Source organism: Streptomyces sp. NBC_01537 (assembly GCF_045040445.1).
GTDB lineage: Bacteria > Actinomycetota > Actinomycetes > Streptomycetales > Streptomycetaceae > Actinacidiphila.
Genome location: NZ_CP109392.1, coordinates 2,520,777 through 2,538,828, shown reverse-complemented (window position 1 = coordinate 2,538,828; position 18,052 = coordinate 2,520,777). Strand labels below are relative to the sequence as shown.

15 protein-coding genes, 1 pseudogene and 1 riboswitch are annotated in these 18,052 nt (G+C 72.2%); of the genes and pseudogenes, 13 read left to right on the top strand and 3 right to left on the bottom strand.

Translation table 11 applies throughout. The features are described 5' to 3' along the window. Positions 1–58: 58 nt before the first annotated feature. From OG607_RS11750 to OG607_RS11730, 5 genes are all read left to right on the top strand, one after another. Complete coding sequence (locus tag OG607_RS11750; protein ID WP_405722282.1) at positions 59–673, top strand: TetR/AcrR family transcriptional regulator; 615 nt, start codon at positions 59–61, stop codon at positions 671–673. Between the two features lie 136 nt (positions 674–809). Continuing rightward, positions 810–2,279: an aldehyde dehydrogenase family protein gene (locus OG607_RS11745; protein ID WP_405722281.1), complete on the top strand. Its 1,470-nt coding sequence runs from the start codon at positions 810–812 to the stop codon at positions 2,277–2,279. 61 nt (positions 2,280–2,340) lie between these two features. After that, entirely contained in the window at positions 2,341–3,876 is a 1,536-nt protein-coding gene (locus tag OG607_RS11740) for an APC family permease (protein ID WP_405722279.1), read from the top strand. 27 nt (positions 3,877–3,903) lie between these two features. Further along, positions 3,904–4,596, top strand: coding sequence for a ribonuclease HII (locus OG607_RS11735; RefSeq protein WP_405722278.1), 693 nt, complete (start codon positions 3,904–3,906; stop codon positions 4,594–4,596). 59 nt (positions 4,597–4,655) lie between these two features. Beyond that, positions 4,656–5,318 carry a hypothetical protein gene (locus OG607_RS11730; protein WP_405722276.1) on the top strand — a complete coding sequence of 221 codons (663 nt, stop codon included), beginning with the start codon at positions 4,656–4,658 and terminating at the stop codon, positions 5,316–5,318. Positions 5,319–5,341: 23 nt separating this feature from the next. Here the strand turns inward: OG607_RS11730 and OG607_RS11725 are convergent, their stop codons facing one another. Beyond that, positions 5,342–5,932 carry a hypothetical protein gene (locus OG607_RS11725; RefSeq protein ID WP_405722275.1) on the bottom strand — a complete coding sequence of 197 codons (591 nt, stop codon included), beginning with the start codon at positions 5,930–5,932 and terminating at the stop codon, positions 5,342–5,344. 411 nt (positions 5,933–6,343) lie between these two features. Here OG607_RS11725 and OG607_RS11720 point away from each other — a divergent pair, with 411 nt between their 5' ends. Both OG607_RS11720 and OG607_RS11715 read left to right on the top strand, forming a co-directional pair. Beyond that, entirely contained in the window at positions 6,344–8,503 is a 2,160-nt protein-coding gene (locus tag OG607_RS11720; RefSeq protein ID WP_405722273.1) for a RecQ family ATP-dependent DNA helicase, read from the top strand. Further along, a pseudogene (locus OG607_RS11715) lies at positions 8,460–9,065 on the top strand (hypothetical protein); the annotation flags it as partial. The gene OG607_RS11720 and the pseudogene OG607_RS11715, both read left to right, overlap by 44 nt. A 23-nt stretch (positions 9,066–9,088) precedes the next feature. Here the strand turns inward: OG607_RS11715 and corA are convergent. Beyond that, positions 9,089–10,183: a magnesium/cobalt transporter CorA gene (corA, locus tag OG607_RS11710; protein WP_405736691.1), complete on the bottom strand. Its 1,095-nt coding sequence runs from the start codon at positions 10,181–10,183 to the stop codon at positions 9,089–9,091. Positions 10,184–10,340: 157 nt separating this feature from the next. After that, positions 10,341–10,414: riboswitch (cobalamin riboswitch) on the top strand. A gap of 59 nt (positions 10,415–10,473) precedes the next feature. Here corA and OG607_RS11705 point away from each other — a divergent pair. The 4 genes from OG607_RS11705 to OG607_RS11690 all read left to right on the top strand — a co-directional run bounded on the left by OG607_RS11705 (position 10,474) and on the right by OG607_RS11690 (position 13,817). Further along, on the top strand, positions 10,474–10,689 hold the full coding sequence (locus OG607_RS11705) for a CbtB domain-containing protein (RefSeq protein WP_405722272.1): 216 nt from the start codon (positions 10,474–10,476) through the stop codon (positions 10,687–10,689). Between the two features lie 34 nt (positions 10,690–10,723). Next, positions 10,724–11,590, top strand: a complete 867-nt coding sequence (locus OG607_RS11700) for a CbtA family protein (protein WP_405722270.1) — start codon at positions 10,724–10,726, stop codon at positions 11,588–11,590. Next, positions 11,587–12,324: a (2Fe-2S)-binding protein gene (locus tag OG607_RS11695; protein ID WP_405722268.1), complete on the top strand. Its 738-nt coding sequence runs from the start codon at positions 11,587–11,589 to the stop codon at positions 12,322–12,324. Before OG607_RS11700 ends, OG607_RS11695 begins: the two co-directional genes overlap by 4 nt. Before the next feature lie 230 nt (positions 12,325–12,554). Further along, complete coding sequence (locus OG607_RS11690) at positions 12,555–13,817, top strand: DUF4192 domain-containing protein (protein WP_405722266.1); 1,263 nt, start codon at positions 12,555–12,557, stop codon at positions 13,815–13,817. Here the strand turns inward: OG607_RS11690 and OG607_RS11685 are convergent. Beyond that, positions 13,729–15,051 carry an alpha/beta fold hydrolase gene (locus tag OG607_RS11685; RefSeq protein ID WP_405722265.1) on the bottom strand — a complete coding sequence of 441 codons (1,323 nt, stop codon included), beginning with the start codon at positions 15,049–15,051 and terminating at the stop codon, positions 13,729–13,731. The two genes, OG607_RS11690 and OG607_RS11685, sit on opposite strands and share 89 nt — an antisense overlap. Before the next feature lie 136 nt (positions 15,052–15,187). Between OG607_RS11685 and OG607_RS11680 the strand changes: the two genes are divergently transcribed. Both OG607_RS11680 and OG607_RS11675 read left to right on the top strand, forming a co-directional pair. Continuing rightward, positions 15,188–17,215 carry a glycogen debranching N-terminal domain-containing protein gene (locus OG607_RS11680; protein WP_405722263.1) on the top strand — a complete coding sequence of 676 codons (2,028 nt, stop codon included), beginning with the start codon at positions 15,188–15,190 and terminating at the stop codon, positions 17,213–17,215. An 80-nt stretch (positions 17,216–17,295) separates the two neighbouring features. Further along, entirely contained in the window at positions 17,296–18,051 is a 756-nt protein-coding gene (locus OG607_RS11675) for an NUDIX domain-containing protein (protein WP_405722261.1), read from the top strand. The last annotated feature ends 1 nt before the right edge of the window (position 18,052 follow it).

Genomic DNA, 18,052 nt, shown 5'->3' with positions numbered 1-18,052 from the left:
TACGGGTTGGATCATAGTGAACGCAAGCGTTCACTAGAATTGATTTTTCGGAGGTGCCATGGTCATGCGGCCTGAAGTCGGCGGACCTGTGAAACCGGTCGTGCTCCGACGCCGCGGCTCGGTGCTCGAACGGGCGATCCTCGACGCCGCGCTGGAACAGCTGAGCACGGTCGGCTGGGCCGGACTGACCATGGAGGGGGTCGCCGCGGGCGCCCAGACCGGCAAGGCCGCCGTCTACCGCCGCTGGCCCTCCAAGCAGACCCTGGTCGCCGATGCCCTGAGGGTGTCGCTCCCCGAGGTCGGCGAGGTGCCGGACCTCGGCAGCCTGCGCGAGGATCTGCTCAGCCTCGCGCTGCGCATGCGCGACGCGATGTACTCGCCCGGAGGTCTCGCCCTGCGCTCGGTGCTCGACGAGTGCGACGCCGAGGCCGCCGGCCTGTTCCACGATCTGATCCTGCGGCGTGTTGTCCAGCCGGGGCAGCAGCTCATCAAGGACGTCGTGCGGCGCGGCATCGAGCGCGGCGACGTCCGCCGGGACGCGACCGCCGACATCGTGGCGGACGTCGTGCCCGCGCTGATGATGTACCGGGCGAAGCTCGGTGGCCGGGAGATCAGCGAAGCGGACCTGGTCGAGACGATCGATCACGTGATGGTTCCGCTGCTCCGGCCCTGAACTCCGGCGAGAGCCCTGAACTCCGGCGGGCGGAGCGGGCGCACTGTGCTTAATGTCACCGTATGCGGCCATGCGTGCATGCCGCACACGGTGCCGGGCAGATGCCGGCGGTACCCGCACCCTCCGGAGGAGAACCATGCCCGAGCTGTTCATCGGCGGCCGCTGGGCGGAAGCCGTCGACGGGGGCACCCGTGAGATCCGGTGTCCCGCCGACGGCACTCTCGTGGCCACCGTTGACGAGGCCGGCCCCAAGGACGCCGCCGCCGCGATCGCCGCCGCCCGCGACGCCTTCGACCACGGGCCCTGGCCCGCCACCCCGGCGGCCGAGCGGGGGCGGTTGCTGCTGCGCGTGGCCGCGCTCATCGAGCGGGACAAAGCGGTGCTCGCGCGCGCGGAGTCGCTGGACACCGGCAAGCGGCTGGTCGAGTCCGAGTACGACATGGACGACATCGCGAACTGCTTCCGCTACTTCGGCAACCTGGTCGCCGCCGGCGGCACCGACCGGGTGGTGGACACCGGCAACGCGGCGGTCGACAGCCGGGTGGTGTACGAGCCGGTCGGTGTCTGCGCGCTGATCACCCCATGGAACTATCCGCTGCTGCAGACCGCCTGGAAGGTCGCCCCGGCCGTCGGCGCGGGCAACACCTTCGTCCTCAAGCCCAGCGAGCTCACCCCGCACACCGCCATCCACCTCATGCGCATGCTGCAGGAGGCCGGACTGCCCGACGGCGTCGCCAACCTCGTCCTCGGCGCCGGACCGGCGGCCGGTGCGCCGCTGTCCGAGGACGAGCGCGTGGACCTGGTCTCCTTCACCGGCGGGCTGCTCACCGGACGGCGGATCATGGCGGCGGCCGCGCCGACCGTCAAGAAGGTCGCCCTGGAACTCGGCGGCAAGAACCCCAACATCGTCTTCGCGGACGCCGACTTCGACACCGCCGTCGACTACGCCCTGATGGCCGTCTTCCTGCACTCCGGGCAGGTCTGCTCGGCCGGCGCCCGGCTGCTCGTACAGGAGGAGATCGCCGACCGCTTCGTGGACGCGGTTGTCGCGGGCGCCCGGCGGATCCGGCTCGGCGGCCCCTTCGACGAGCAGGCCCGCACCGGACCGCTGATCTCCGCCGCCCACCGGGACAAGGTCGAGGCCTACGTCGCCGCGGGCATCGCCGAGGGCGCCGTACTGCGCTGCGGAGGCGCCCAGCCCGACGACCCCGCCCTGAAGGACGGCCACTACTACCTGCCGACCGTCCTGGACGGGTGCCGGGCCGGGATGTCGGTGATCCGCGACGAATCGTTCGGCCCCGTCCTCACCGTGGAGCGCTTCACGACCGAGGGCGAGGCACTCGCCCTGGCCAATGGCACGGTCTACGGCCTGGCGGGCGCGGTGTGGACCACGGACGAGGCCAGGGCCGCGCGGGTCGCCGCAGGGCTGCGGGCGGGCACCGTGTGGATCAACGACTTCCATCCGTATGTGCCCCAGGCGGAATGGGGCGGCATGAAGCAGTCCGGATTCGGCCGCGAGCTCGGCCCCACCGGCCTCGCCGAGTACCAGGAGGCCAAACACATCTGGCGCAACACCGAGGCCGTCCCGCAGCACTGGTTCGACTGACGCGGCTCCGAGGCGACAAGGAGACACAGGGAAACAAAGACACGATGGCAAGGGAGACCCCGTGACCGCCACCGACCGCCCCTCGACCGCCACCACCGATGACGAAGCCCTCGCCGAGCTCGGCTACAAGCCGGAACTCAAGCGCACCCTCGGCAACTTCCACACCTTCGCCGCCGGCATCAGCTACATCTCCATCCTCACGGGCACCTTCCAGCTCTTCTACTTCGGCATCAGCAACGGCGGGCCCGCCTACTGGTGGTCCTGGCCCATGGTCTTCGCCGGCCAGCTGATGGTCGCCCTCAGCTTCTGCGAACTCGCCGCCCGCTACCCGGTCGCGGGCTCGGTCTACAACTGGTCCAAGCGGCTCGGCGGCCCGCATGTCGGCTGGTTGGCCGGTTGGATGATGACCTGCGCCACCGTCGTGTCGCTGTCCGCCGTCGCGCTCGCCTACCAGCTGACGCTGCCGCAGATCTCCGCGACCTTCCAGTTCATCGGCGACGGCAGCGGCACGACCGACGCCGCCGCGAACGCGGTGCTGCTGGGCTCCGCGCTGATCGTCTTCACCACCCTGGTCAACGCGTTCGGTGTCAAGCTGATGGCCCGGATCAACTCCGCGGGCGTCTTCATCGAACTGGTCGCCGCCGTCGTCCTGATCTTCCTGTTCGCCGCGCACATCCACCGCGGCCCGGCCGTCGTCATGGACACCCAGGGCCACGGTGCGGGCCAGAGCCTCGGCTACTTCGGCGCCTTCCTGACCGCCTCGCTGGCATCCGCGTACGTCATGTACGGATTCGACACCGCCTCCTCGCTCGGCGAGGAGTCCCTGAACCCGGCCCGTAACGCCCCGCGCGCCATCCTGCGGGCGCTGATCGCGTCCTTCATCATCGGCGGGCTCATCCTGCTCCTCGCGCTGATGGCGACGCCCGACCTCAATGCCAAGCAGCTGTCCGTCGACGGCCTGCAGTACGTGGTGCTGTCGACACTCGGCCACGACATCGGGCAGGCGGTGCTGTGGTGCGTCGTCATCGCGATCACCGTGTGCGCGCTGTCGGTGCACACCGCGGGCATCCGGCTGGCCTTCGCGATGGCGCGCGACAACAACCTGCCCGGCGGCCCGGCGATGGCGCGGGTCAACCCGCGTACGCAGACGCCGATCCTTCCGACGGTGATCATCGGGCTGCTCGCGATCGCCATCCTGGTGGTCAACATCAACCAGCCGCAGATCTTCTCGGTGGTCACCAGCATCGCCATCATCATGATCTACGTCGCGTATCTGCTGGTCACCCTGCCGATGCTGGTCCAGCGGCTGCGCGGCAACTGGCACGGTGCCGGTCCCGGCCGGTTCTCGCTCGGCCGCCTCGGCCTGCCGGTGAACCTCCTCGCGGTGCTGTGGGGCATCGCGATGACCGTCAACCTCATGTGGCCGCGGGCCGCGGTCTACAACGCCTCCGGACCGCAGCACTGGTACCTGCGCTGGGGCGCCGTGCTCTTCGTCGGGGCGGTCGCGCTCGGCGGCTTCGCCTACTACTGGTTCGTCCAGCGGCACCGCACAGGCGTACTCGCCGAGCACCAGGCGGCACCCGTGCCGGCCGCCTGAACGGCGGGGCGTAGGCTTGGCCTTGCCATGCCGTACCAGCCACCCACCCACAGCGTCGAGCGCTCCTTGCGCGCCACCCTCGGAGCCAAGGTCGTCGTCGGCATCGACGAGGTGGGGCGCGGGGCCTGGGCCGGGCCCGTCACCGTCTGCGCCGCGGTCACCGGACTGCGCCGCCCGCCGGACGGGCTCACCGACTCCAAGCTGCTCACCGTCAAGCGCCGCAACGAACTCGCGGCGGTGCTGACGGGCTGGGTGACCGCGTACGCCCTCGGGCACGCCTCACCGCAGGAGATCGACGAGCTCGGTATGACGGCCGCGCTGCGGCTCGCCGCCGTACGCGCCCTCGACGTGCTGCCGGTGACACCCGACGCGGTGATCCTCGACGGCAAGCACGACTACCTGGGCGGGCCGTGGCGGGTCCGCACGGTCATCAAGGGCGACCAGTCCTGCGTGGCGGTCGCGGCGGCGTCCGTGATCGCCAAGGTGCACCGGGACGCCATGATGACGGAACTGGGCGCGGACCATATCCCGTTCCGCTTCGAGGACAACGCCGGGTACCCTTCGCCGGTGCACCGCGCCGCGCTGGAGGAGCTGGGTCCCACCCCGCACCACCGGCTGTCGTGGGCGTATCTCGATGTGCTGCCGCGCTGGCAGCATCTGAAAAAGGTACGGACAGGGGTAACGGCGGACCCCGGGGAGCAACTCGGTTTCGAATTCTGACCCGAGTTGTGACCTACCCGCCGCTGCGCCCGCAAGGTGCATTTGATAGACATCACCACATGCCTCTCTCCTCCGAGGAGCCTCAGATTCACGAGAGTGTCCCGGGTCCCCGCGTAGCACCGGCCGCCGGCCGTCCCGCACCGACCCCCCGCCCTGTCCCCGGTCCCGGGCCGCGTCCCGCCGCACCTCGCCCCGCGCCTCCGCGTGGTGCGTCCGGCGCGAGCGCCCGGCCCGGCCGTCCCGGTCCTGCCCGCGGGCCGGTCCCGCCGCAGCAGCAGCGTTCGCCGCGAGACGGCGAGCTCTCGCCGGCCCCGGCCGACGCTGCCGCCGCCGCGCAGTTCCAGCTCATCCCGGCCCCCGCCGACGGCGCGATCGACGCCGCCGACGAGGCGGTCGACCTGCTGCTCGACACCGGTCGTGCGCCTGGCGACATCCTGGTGCTGACCACCGGCGAGCAGCACCCATGGGCGGCGCACGAGCTGTCCTTCGGCGAGACGTCGTACTGGGCTCAGTACGAGGCCGGCGACGACGTGTTCTACGCGGGCATCGACGCCGAGCGCGCCAAGGGCCGCCCGGTCGTGATCGTCGCGGTCAACGGCGGTACGGACGACACGACGGCGGGAACGCTGCCCACGGCGATGGCCCGGGCCGGCGCGCTGCTGATCGTGTGCGGTGACCCGCAGCGCATCAACGGGCTGCTCGGCGCGAGCGCGAACGCCTGACCCCGGGCTCCGGCCGGGCTGGTTCAGCGGGCCGCCGCGCGGCGCAGTGCCTCGGGCGCCCCGGTGGGGCGCAGAGCCGCTGCGCCGCCCGGCGTCTCCGACCAGGACGCGGCTTTCGGGGTGCGGCCGCCGCGGTTCTCGCCGATCACATGCCAGCCGTCGCGGGTCAGCGTGATGTAGGCGCCGCTGCGCAGCCCGTACAGCGAGCAGGCGTCGCGCAGGCCCCACATCCAGGCGCCGTCGGTCTCCGTCCAGCCCGGTTCGCCGTCCCGGCACACCAGCAGCACGGCGGTGCGCACCGGGTGCCGGCGTCGCAGGTCGTCCGAGGTCACCCGGCGCAGGTGGGCGAGGATCGCGTTGCGGCGCTCCCAGCCGTCGGTGGTGTCGGCCCGCTGAGCGAAGGAGGCGCTGGCCGTCAGCCGTCCGTCCGGTGAGAACACCGCCACCACGGCGGTGCCCGGAGCCGGAAGGTGCCGGGTGTGCAGGTCCTTGACGACCTCTCGGGGGTTGGTGAGCAGAGGGATGCCCGCCGCGGTCCACTCGGCCGCTTCCAGGGTGCGGGCCAGACGGGAGGAGGTGCTGGCGGTGCGCGCCGGAGCGAAGCCGATGGTCACGGTCCTCCCTTCATGGACGGTTCCCTCAGCCGCCGGGGCGCGGGCGCACGCCGGTCAAGGGCTCCAAGAGCCGGTCGGGGGATCCACGTCCAATTCTGGCTCCCGTACGGGCATGCGGCAACGTCGACTTTGTCGACTCGACCTGGTATCGGCCTTTCCGCCGGATAGATCCCCTCCAGCGGTTTTCTGACGCCCGGTCAGCCCATTAGGGCCAGGACCAGCGGAAACAAGCCTGTTACACCCGAACGGCGGAGCGGTCGGGCAACCACCGCGAGAGTCCGTCGGGCTTCTGTGAAGTAGTCGACCAGCAGCATCGGTCCGGGTGACCCCGCCGGCGTACGGCGAGCCGGGAGCTCTTTGTCACGCCGGGTGAATTGGTCGATTGTCCTTGCCATCGGGTTGCATGGGGGCATGGACAACCTGGAGCTCCGCGCTGAAGCCGATGCCATCCTCGCTGAGCTCGTCGGTGCCCCGGGGGGTTCCGCGCGATTGCGGGAGGACCAGTGGCAGGCGGTGGCGGCCCTGGTGGAGCAGCGCCGGCGGGCACTGGTGGTGCAGCGCACGGGCTGGGGCAAGTCGGCGGTGTACTTCGTTGCCACCGCACTGCTGCGGCGGCGTGGATCGGGCCCGACGGTGATCATCTCGCCGCTGTTGGCGCTGATGCGTAACCAGGTCGACTCGGCGGCGCGGGCCGGTATCCGGGCGCGCACCATCAACTCGGCCAACCCGGAGGACTGGGACGCCATCTACGGGGAGGTCGAGCGCGGTGAGACCGACGTCCTCCTTGTCAGTCCGGAGCGCCTCAACTCCGTGGATTTCCGCGAGCAGGTGCTGCCCAAGCTGGCCTCCACGACCGGTCTGCTCGTGGTCGACGAGGCGCACTGCATCTCCGACTGGGGCCACGACTTCCGTCCGGACTACCGCCGGTTGCGGGCGATGCTTGCCGAGCTTGCCCCCGGCGTGCCGGTGCTGGCCACGACGGCTACGGCGAACGCGCGGGTGACCGCGGATGTGGCCGAGCAGCTGGGGACCGGCGGCGCCGAGGCACTGGTGCTGCGGGGGCCGCTGGACCGGGAAAGTCTGCGGTTGGGGGTGCTGCGGCTGCCGGACGCGGCGCATCGGCTGGCGTGGCTGGGGGAGCGGCTGGGGGATCTGCCGGGTTCGGGGATCATCTACACGCTGACGGTGGCGGCGGCGGAGGAGGTGGCGGCGTTCCTGCGGCAGCGCGGGTATCCGGTGGCCTCCTACACAGGGAAGACGGAGAACGCCGATCGGTTGCAGGCGGAGGAGGATCTGCTGGCGAACCGGGTGAAGGCGCTGGTGGCGACCTCGGCGCTGGGGATGGGTTTCGACAAACCCGACCTGGGGTTCGTGGTGCACCTGGGGTCGCCCTCGTCCCCGATCGCGTATTACCAGCAGGTCGGGCGCGCGGGGCGTGGGGTGGACCATGCGGATGTGCTGCTGCTGCCGGGGCGGGAGGACGAGGCGATCTGGGCGTACTTCGCCTCTGTGGGCTTCCCGCCCGAGGAGCAGGTGCGGCGCACGCTGGCGGTTCTGGAGCAGGCAGGCCGTCCGTTGTCGCTGCCGGCGCTGGAACCGCTGGTGGATCTTCGGCGTTCGCGGCTGGAGACGATGCTGAAGGTCCTGGACGTGGACGGGGCCGTCAAGCGTGTGAAGGGGGGCTGGGCCGCCACGGGGCAGCCGTGGGCGTACGACGCGCAGCGGTATGCCTGGGTGGCCCGGCAGCGGGAGGCGGAGCAGCAGGCCATGCGGGACTACGTGGCGACCACGGGGTGCCGGATGGAGTTCCTGCAGCGGCAGCTCGACGACGAGAAGGCGGCCCCGTGCGGTCGCTGCGACTCCTGCGCCGGGCCTTGGCTCGATCCCGCCGTCTCGCCCGGCGCTCTCGCGGGCGCGGCGGGTGAGCTGGACCGCCCGGGGGTCGAGGTCGAGCCGCGCCGGATGTGGCCCTCGGGCATGCCCGCGGTCGGGGTAGACCTCAAGGGCCGTATCCCCGTGGGCCAGCAGGCGGTCACCGGGCGTGCGCTGGGCAGGCTGTCGGACATCGGCTGGGGCAACCGCCTGCGTCCGCTGCTGTCGGCGCAGGCCGCGGACGGGCCGGTTCCGGACGAAGTGCTGGCCGCCGTCGTGACGGTGGTGACCGACTGGGCGCGCTCGCCGGGCGGCTGGGCCAGCGGCTCCCCTGACGCGGTGGCCCGGCCGGTGGGCATCGTCGCCATGCCGTCCCGCACCCGCCCGCAGCTGGTCGCCTCCCTGGCCGGGGGCCTGGCCCGGGTCGGCAGGCTCCCGCTGCTGGGCAGCCTGGCCTACACCCCGCAGGCCGGCGAACATGCCGCGCACCGCAGCAACTCCGCCCAGCGGCTGCGCGCCCTGGCCGCCTCCTTCACCGTGCCCGACGACCTCGCCGCCGCCCTGGCCGGCACCCCCGGCCCGGTCCTGCTCGTCGACGACTACACCGACTCCGGCTGGACCCTGGCCGTAGGCGCACGCCTCCTGCGCCAGACCGGAGCCGACCAGGTGCTCCCGCTCGTCCTCGCCCTGGCCGGGTAGACGACCAGGGCCTGTCCGCCTCTCAGGAGGCGGGGTAGGGCAGCAGCCCGCCGGCTATGGCCTCCCAGGAGGACTTGAGCTCCGCGAGCAGCTCCGGCTTGTCGGCGGCGAGGTCGGCCTCACCGCAGGGGCCAGAGCGCCCTCACCACCGCCCTACGGGTCCTGGCCGCCCCCGGTTCCCCCGTCCTGGTCGAATCACCCACCTGTCCCGGCATGCTCGCCGTCGCCCGCGCCGCCGGTCTGCGGCCCGTCCCGATACCGGTCGACGCCGACGATCCGGACGGCGTCGTCATTCACGTGCGCTCGCTCACCAAGGCGGCCTCCCCGAGCCTGCACGTCGGGGCCCTGTCCGCCCGCGGTCCGGTACTGGAGCGGTTGCGCGCGATCCAGGTCGTCGACAGCTTCTTCGTCCCCCGCCCACTGCAGGAGACCGCCCTCGAACTGGTCGGCTCGCCCGCCCGGACCAGGGCTACGGCTGCCCGACGGCACCGACGAGCCCGCCATCGCCGCGAACGCCCTTCGCCACGGCGTGGCCGTCACCGCCGGCACCCCCTACTTCACGAAACCCACCGGGGCGCGTAAGTGTCAGAGCCAGCCGTTGCGGCGGAAGCCGCGGTGGATGAGGAAGCAGACGGTGGCGATGAAGCCGAGGACGAGCGGGTAGCCGTAGGTCCAGTGCAACTCGGGCATGTGATCGAAGTTCATGCCGTACACGCCGCACACCATGGTGGGGACGGCGAGGATCGCCGCCCAGGAGGTGATCCTTCGCATGTCCTCGTTCTGGGCCACGCTGATCTGCGCGATGTTGGCCTGCAGGATCGAGTTGATGAGTTCGCCGAAGGCGTTGACCTGCTCGGTTACGCGGGTGAGGTGGTCGGCGACGTCGCGGAAGTACTTGCGGATCTCGGGATCGACCAGATGTGACGGCTGTTCGGCGAGCTGCTGGAGGGGGCGGCCGAGCGGGGCGACCGCCCGCTTGAGTTCCAGCAGTTCGCGCTTGAGCTGGTAGATGCGGCCGGCGTCGGCGCCCCGGCCGTGGTGATCGGAGAAGACCTCGATCTCGACCAGGTCGACGTCGGCCTCCATGGCGGTGGTGACCTCGAGGTAGTGGTCGACGACATGGTCGGCGATGGCGTGCAGCACGGCCGACGGGCCTTTGGCGAGGTGCTCGGGCGTGGCCTCCAGGCCCTCGCGGAGCGGGCCGAGGGAGCCGTGGCCGCCGTGCCGGACGGTGATGACGAAGTCGGGGCCGGTGAAAACCATGATCTCGCCGGTCTCCACCACCTCGCTGGTGGCGGTCAGCTCGGTGTGCTCTACATAGCGGACGGTCTTGAGGACGGTGAACAGCGTGTCGTCGTACCGGTCGAGCTTGGGCCGCTGATGGGCGTGCACAGCGTCCTCGACGGCGAGCGGGTGCAGCCCGAAGAGCTCGGCGATCCCGGCGAACTCCGCCTCGGTGGGTTCGTACAGGCCGATCCATACGAAGCCCTTGCCGTGCTTCTTGCGGACCAGCTCGATCGCCTCGTCGGCCGGGCAGTGGCCGATCTGGCGAACGCCGTCGAGATAGACCACGCAGTTCACGACAGAGCTGCCGAGCGGGGACCGGGCCGGGTGGCTGAGGTCCACACGGCGATGGCGCCGGTCGGCGAGACGGACGGCTTTGCGGAGGTTGTGAATCATCGACACGCGCACTCCAGCGGCTGACGGAATATCCAGTATGCGCAAGCCGGACAGGCCCTGTTCGACGGCCCGGCAATTCCGGGGACAAAGCTTGTAAAAGGCCTGATTGACGCGTTGCGGAAGCGAGCCCTACGCTCCATGTGCAGTGATGGCATAAGGAAGCTGGTGAAATTCCAGCACGGTCGCGCCACTGTGAGCCTGCCACCGGAAGGTGGCCGGCGAGTCAGACACTGAGCCCTCACAACGCCCGCACACGCAAGGGACGCACGATCCCCGAAGGAGAGCTCACCTTGAGCAGCATTTCCACACCCCGCCCGGTGTCCACGCCGGTCGTCCTGCCCGTATCGAAGTCCGTGCTCTGGCTGGTCGGCACCGTCCTCATAGCGCTGGCCGTCTACTACTTCATCGGCGTCGACCAGGGCGCCGTCTCGGTCTTCGGCAAGGACATGCACATCCACGAGTTCGTCCACGACGCCCGCCACTTCCTCGGCTTCCCCTGCCACTGACCCCATCGGCACCCGGACGTACGGACAACTCGACGTGGAAAAGAAACTGATACTGCGCGGCGTTCTCGTCGGCGCGGTCGCGGGTCTGCTCGTGTTCGTCTTCGCGCGGATCTTCGCCGAGCCGCAGATCGCCAAGGCCATCGACTACGAGAGCGGCCGTGACGCCGCCCAGGCGGCCCTGGACAAGGCGGCGGGGCTGACCGTCGAGGCCGCAGGTCCCGATCTGTTCAGCCGCACCATCCAGGCCAACGTCGGCATCGGCGTCGGCATGGTCTTCTTCGGCATGGCAATGGGCGCCCTGTTCGCCGTCGCCTACACCGTCTGCCTGGGCCGGGTGGGCGCCCTGCGGGCCCGCACCCTCGCCTTGCTGGTCGCCGGAGGCGGCTTTCTCGGCCTGTACCTGGTGCCGTTCCTGAAGTACCCGGCCAATCCTCCCGCCATCGGCCACGAGGACACCATCCAGGCCCGCAGCGCCCTGTACCTGATCATGGTCGTGTGCTCCATCGCCTTCCTTGTCGGAGCCGTCTGGCTCGGCAAGCGGCTCCAGGCACGCTTCGGCAACTGGAACGCCACGCTCCTGGCCGTCGCCGCGTTCGTCGTCGCGATCGGGATCGTGATGCTGATCCTGCCCCCGCTCGGCCACCTCGCGTACAACAAGGACAACTTCGGCAACCACGCCACCGAGACCCCGCTGCCGCTGACCGATTCCAAGGGGACCATCGTCTACTCGGGCTTCCCCGCCGACGTGCTGTTCGCCTTCCGCTTCTACTCCGTCGCCGCCCAGCTCATCCTCTGGACGGCCATCGGCCTGGCCTTCGCGCCCCTGGCCGAACGTCTGCTGCGGCCCTCGCGTCCGGACACCACTGCCCCCTCACGTGAGCCGGACCCCTTCCCCGCATGACCAGTCCCGCGACGGCGGGCGCGGCGTTCGAGGAGATCGCCGCGCTCGGCCCGTTCTTCGCCGTACGGACCCACCCACCCGGCACCGAGCCGTCCGGGCCCTGGGAGCCGATGTCCCGCCCGCTGCTCGAAGCCCGCGTGAGCGCGGTACGGGACTGGCTGGCCGCCGCTGGTGGGCAGCCGCCCGGCGCGATCGAACCACGGGTGGCGGCCTCAGTGGCCCATCTCGGGCTGGCCGCCCGGCTGGTGTCGCCCGCCCTGGCCGCCGCCGTGCTGCACGGACTGGTCCTCGCCCCCCGTCTCGCCGACCTGCGGTGGCAGCCCGTTCTCGGCGGCCCGGTCCCCCTGTCGCTGCCCCATGACGCCTTCGGCACCGGCTCCGGCTCCGCCGACCCGCCGGCGCGGCTGGCCGACCGGCTGGGCCGCTGCCTGCTGGACGGCCCGTTGCGCGAACTGGCCGACGCCATGGGGCCGTTCTCGGTCTCCCCGCACATCCTGCGGGGCAACACCGCATCGGCCGTCAACGGAGCGGCGACCATGCTGAAAGCGGCCCGCCCGGAGCTCACCGGTCGGACCGTCGCGATCACCTCGCTCCTCCTGGACGGCCCTGCGCTGCGAGACGCGAGCACCACCGCACCCGACGGAGCCTTCCGGCGCCGCAGTTGCTGCCTGATCTACCGTGCCGCGCCCGGCGGCAGAGGCGCCCTGTGCGGCGACTGTGTCCTGTCCCGTTGAGGCGCCGGACGAGGCGAATCTCCGACCCTTGTGGCAGATGACGGCTCGCGGTGCGGTGCTGGCCGTTGCGGATATGTCCCCCACTCAACCCGATGGCACTGACAAAGTGCGAGCTCCGGCCCGCGGCCTGTGGATAACCAACTCGCTGCTTATATGCCGATATTCACGGGTTATCCACAGGTCTCGGGAGGGGCCTGGCGGAGATCGCCCGTCTGCGTCACCTTCGGATCATGACTCAGCACAACGAGACCCAGCCCGACCAGTCGCCCCGGCCCGCTCACACGGCCAAGGTCACCCTGCGAAGCCCGGCCGAGCTGGCCGACGCGCTTCCGTACCTCTTGGGCTTCCATCCGACCGACAGCGTCGTGATGGTGGCCCTGCACGGCAGGCACAGCCGCTTCGGCGGCAGGCTGCGACTCGGAATTCCCGCCGATCCGCTGGAGTGGCCCGATGTGGCCACCGAGCTCGCCGAGTGCCTGGTGCGCGGCAGCGAGCAGCGAGGAGGCCGCCCCGACTCGATCGTCGTCTTCCTGTGCCCGGAACCGGCCGACGGGGAGCGGCCCGCGCAGACCATGGAGCGCATGCGGCCGCTCGCCCAGCTGCTGCGCGTCGCGTGCGGCGCCCTCGACGTACCCGTCATCGAGGCGCTGTGCGTGTCGGACGGCCGCTGGTGGTCCTACACCTGTGCGGACACCGGCTGCGGCTGTCCGCCGGACGGCGCCGAGATCAGCCCCTCCGTGGACTCCGTCATGGCCGCAGCCGCCGTCTACGCGGGCATCCGGGTGCGCGGCTCGCTGCGGGAGATGGAGGCCAGGTTCGCGCCGCCGGCCACTGCCACGTCCGCCCTCCAGGAACAGGCACTGGACGCCGCGGCGGCGGAGCTGGTGCCCCGGATGCTCGGCGGGGACGAGGACGCCGTCGAGACGGTGCGCAGCGAGACCCTGGCGCTGGCCGAAGCCGCCCTGAAGCGGTTCCGTGAGGCGCCGCCCGAGGAGGACGGGCTCAGGGGCGACACCTGCGACGACCTGCTCCTGGACGACGCGGAGGCAGCGGCGATCATCCTCGGCCTCCAGGACCGCGTGACCCGCGACCACGCCGCCGAATGGATGGAGCCCCCGCACACCGAACCGGCGCTCCGGCTGTGGCGCGCCCTGGCCCGGCGCTGCGTCCGCTCATTCGAGGACCACGCCGCGGCTCCGCTCACCCTCGCCGGCTGGGTGGCCTGGTCCGCCGGTGACGAGCCCACCGCACGGGTCGCCTTCGGCCGCGCCCTGGCGCTCGACCCGGACTACACCTTCGCCCGGCTGCTGCATGCGGCGCTCAACAACGGACTGGACCCCGAGCCGCTGCGCGGCTGCCTGCGCAAGCTGCGGCGACAGCGGCTCGGGCGCCCCGGGACCTGCGCTAAACCTCGCCGCGGACCAGCCGGATCAGCCGGTCGAGGACCCGGCCGCCGCTCACCCGGAGCCCGTCGTGCTCGTATTCGTCGGTGACCCAGGTACGCAGGCCCCGCACGGCCCGGGCGGTGGCCAGCGAGTCGGCCGTGTCGACATACATGTCGTCGTGGTAGACGGCCGCCGCCACCGGGACTTCGTTGCGGGCCAGACGCTCCGGGGCGTACAGATCGGGCCAGTCCTCTCGCAGCGCCAGCTGGTGCGCGGTCTCGCGCAGCGGGACCAGGGCGGGGTCGGTGGCGAACATCCAGGGGTAGATCATCTCGCCCGTCAGCAGCACGGGACCATCGCCCGCGAGTGCCTTGTCCACGTCGAACTGGGGGAACTCACCACGCACCGCCTCCGCGGCCCAGCCGGTGCGCCGCGGTGGGACCGACCGCTGGCCGTAGGTCGGCTCGTGCAGCACCGCGTAGAGAGGATTGCCGGCGAAGGACAGATGACTCTGGACCTCGGCGAGGAAGGAATCCGACAGCAGCGGCGCCGCCGCACCCGGCACGAAGGCGTCCTCCAGCAGATAGTGCAGGGTGTGCGAGCCGGTGCCGGTGCCGAGCAGCAGCCCGAGCGACTGGAATGCCTCGGCGGTGAGCAGACCGCCGCCGGGCAGCGTCACCTCGTTGTCGCGCAGGTGCCGTGCCAGCGTCCGTACGGTGGCGACGTCCTCGGGGTAGCGGGCGTAGTGCGCAGCCACCTTCCGCTCGACGCGCGGGTATGCGGCCCGGTAGGCGTCCTCGGCGCTGCTGCGAAGCCCGGCGAGGCCACCGGTGATGAACGCCTCCCGTACCCCTGCGGGGGCGAACGACAGATACGTGAGCGCGCAGAAGCCGCCGTAGCTCTGGCCGAGCAGGCTCCATCGGCCGTCCTCGCCGAGCAGTTCACGCCGGATCAGCTCGCAGTCGGCAACGATCGAGTCGGCGCGGAAGTGCGCCAGATACGAGGCCTGGGCGGAGGCGTCCCCTCGCGCGGGCAGCGTCTGCCGGGTGGCCGGGGTGGAACGGCCGGTCCCGCGCTGGTCGAGCAGCAGCACGCGGTAGTCCTCCAGGGCGCGGCTGAGCCAGCTGTCGCTGCCCAGCGGACGGGGTGAGCGGCCGCCGGGACCGCCCTGCAGGAACAGCAGCCAGGGCAGCCTTTCCCGGTCGGCGTGGTCGTGCTTGCCGGCCGCCACGACCTCGCGGGCGTAGATCTGGATCCGCTCGCCGGCCGGATCGGCGTGGTCCAGCGGCACCAGGAAGGTGTGGTCGGTGATGACGGTTCCGGGCTGGCGGTACACGGCCATGGGCTGCTCATTCCGGTGCTGGCGGCCGACAGGGGGACGGCCTCCCGGGGAGGAACGGTAGACGGCCCGTGACCCGAGCGGCCACCCGGCCGTTCACCTGGGTGTGTCCAAAGAGCCGAGGAGGCTGGGAGGTGGCATGAGCCCGCATCACAACACTCCGCCGGTCCAGCCGGGCCGGCCGGACCGGGGCCCGCAGCCGGTGCACGACGCGGTGATGTGCGTCGCGGCACCGGCGCTCGCGGTCTCGGCGGCGCACGGTCAGCTGCTCGGTCAGGGACTGGACGGCTTCTACCAGGACGGCCGTCGGGTGCTGGCGCGCTGCGAACTGCGGATCGCCGGCATCGCCCCGATCCCGGTTCAGGGCGGGCTGGTCGCGGCGGGCCGGGCCCGGTTCGTGGCGGTGGTGCGCACCGGCGCCGACGGTGGCCCCGACCCGGCGGTCACCGTGGAGCGGCTGCGCACGGCCGGGGGCGCGGAGCGGATCACCGTGCACAACACCGGGCCGAGAGGCCTGCGGCTGCCGGTGGAGGTGGGGCTGGGCACCGACCTGGCGGACCTGGCCGCCGTGGCCTCGGGCCGGACGGGGCCGGACCTGCCGGCCAGCGTCTGCGATTCCGGGCTGCGCTGGTCGCGGGACGGGGTGGGGGCGCGGATCACCGCCCATCCGGCGCCGGACAGCGCGCTGGCCTCGGCCGGGCTGCTGCGCTGGGACCTGTCGGTGCCGCCCGGAGGCTCCTGGACCGTCGAACTGCGCGCCGTCCTGGAGGCCACACCGGGCGGGCAGCCAGCCCGGCCCCGCTCCCTGCCTTCGGCGGGAGGACAGCCGGGCCAGCGGGAGGGGACGGTGCCCGTGCCCTGGTCGGCGGCCGAGGTGTCCTGCGACGACGCGCGGGCCGGGGTGCTGCTGCGCGCCGCCCTAGACGATCTGCGGGCCCTGCTGCTGCGCGACCCGGCGCGGCCGGCCGATGTCCACACGGCGGCCGGGGCCCCGTGGCGGCTCGGTCTGGCGCCGGCCGACGCCCTGTGGGCGGCCCGCATGGTGCTGCCGCTGGGCACCCGGCTCGCCGCGGGCACTCTGCGCACCCTGGCCCGCCGCCAGGACCCCCGCAGCGGGAAGGTGCCCGGCGTCCTGCGGCACGCCGGGCCCCATCTGCCGCCGACCTGCTCCGGGGTCGAGGCGACCCTGCTCTTCGTGACCGTTCTGGCCGAGGCCCGCCGCTGGGGACTGCCCGAGCGCGAGGCCGAGGCGCTGCTGCCGGCCGCCGAGCGCTGCCTGCACTGGCTGCTGACCGCCCTCAACGACGACGGCTATGTGCCCGACCCGGCCCCCGGCGGCCCGGCCCGCTGCGAGGTCCAGGCTCACGCGCACCGGGCCATGCTGCACGGCGGCGACCTGCTGGAGGCGTACGGGCGGCCGGGCGCGGAAGGCTGGCGGGAGCGGGCGGCCGAGCTGCGGCGCGGCTTCCGCGAGGACTTCTGGCTCGACGACCGGGCCGGCGGCCGCCCGGCCGCCGCCCTCGCGCCGGACGGCAGACCGGCCCCGCACCTCGGCTCGGCCGCCGCCCATCTGCTCGACACCGGCCTGCTGGGCGGCAGCCGCCTCGCCGAAGGACTGCTCGACAAGGCGCAGACCGAGCAGCTCGCCCGGCTGTTCGGCGCCCCCGACCTCGACTCCGGCTGGGGCCTGCGCACCCTGTCGGCCAAGGCCCCGGGACACAATCCCTTCGGGCACCGGGGCGGAGCCGTACGCGTCCACGAGAGCGCCGTGGCAGCCGCCGGGCTCGCCGCAGCGGGCTATGAGAAGGAGGCGTCAGCCCTGCTCAGGGGCGTGCTCGACGCTGCTGAAACCTTCGGCCACCGGCTCCCCGAGATGTACGCGGGGGAGCAGCGAACCGCCGACCGGGCCCCAGCCCCGCATCCCACCGCCGGCCGCCCGGCGGCCGTCGCCGCGGCCGGCGCGGTCCATCTGCTCACGGCCCTGGCCGGAGTACGCCCCGACGCCCCCGACCGGACCGTCGCCGTGCGGCCGATGGGCAGCGCCCCGCTCGGCGCCGTGCAGTTCTCCGGGCTGCGGGTGGCCGAGGAGCCGTTCTCCGTACGGATCAGCAGGCTGGGCATGGCCATGGTCGAGGAGGCCGCGCCCGGCCTTCAGCTCGGCACGTGAGCTGATGACTGTGCGACCGCCCCGGCGACTGCTGTGCCAACCGGCTGCTTATCGTCAGGCAGACGACTAAGATCACCGCCATGCCGCCCTACGACCCGTCAGCTTTCCCGCCCTTCGCCGTCACCGTGGACCTCGTCGTACTCACGGTGCGTCACCACGCGCTGTGCACGCTGGTGGTACGCCGTGGCGAGCCGCCCTACCAGGGCCGCTGGGCGCTGCCCGGCGGCTTCGTCCGGGCCGACGAGGACCTGGGCGGGGCGGCGGCCAGGGAGCTTGCGGAGGAGACCGGGCTGCGCGCCCGCAGCGGCGCCCATCTGGAGCAGCTGGCCACCTACGGCGACCCGCACCGCGACCCCCGGATGCGCGTGGTCAGCGTCGCCCACCTCGTGCTCGCCCCCGACCTGCCCGCCCCCCGGGCCGGCGGTGATGCCCGCAGCGCCCGCTGGGCCCCGGTGGGCGACCTGCTCGACGGCAACCACGGCAACCACGGCGACCACGGCAACCGTGAAACGGGGGACGCCGGCACCCTCGCCTTCGACCACGACCGCATTCTCGCCGACGGCGTCGAACGCGCCCGCTCCAAGATCGAGTACTCCTCCCTCGCCACCGCCTTCTGCCCGCCCGAGTTCACCGTCGGCGAGCTGCGCCGGGTCTACGAGGCCGTCTGGGGCGTCGTCCTGGACCCCCGCAACTTCCACCGCAAGGTCACCGGCACCCCCGGCTTCCTCGTCCCCACCGGCGGAACGACGACCCGTCAGGGCGGTCGGCCCGCACAGCTGTTCAGGGCCGGGGGAGCCGCTCTGCTGAATCCGCCCATGTTGCGCCCCGAGGTCTGAA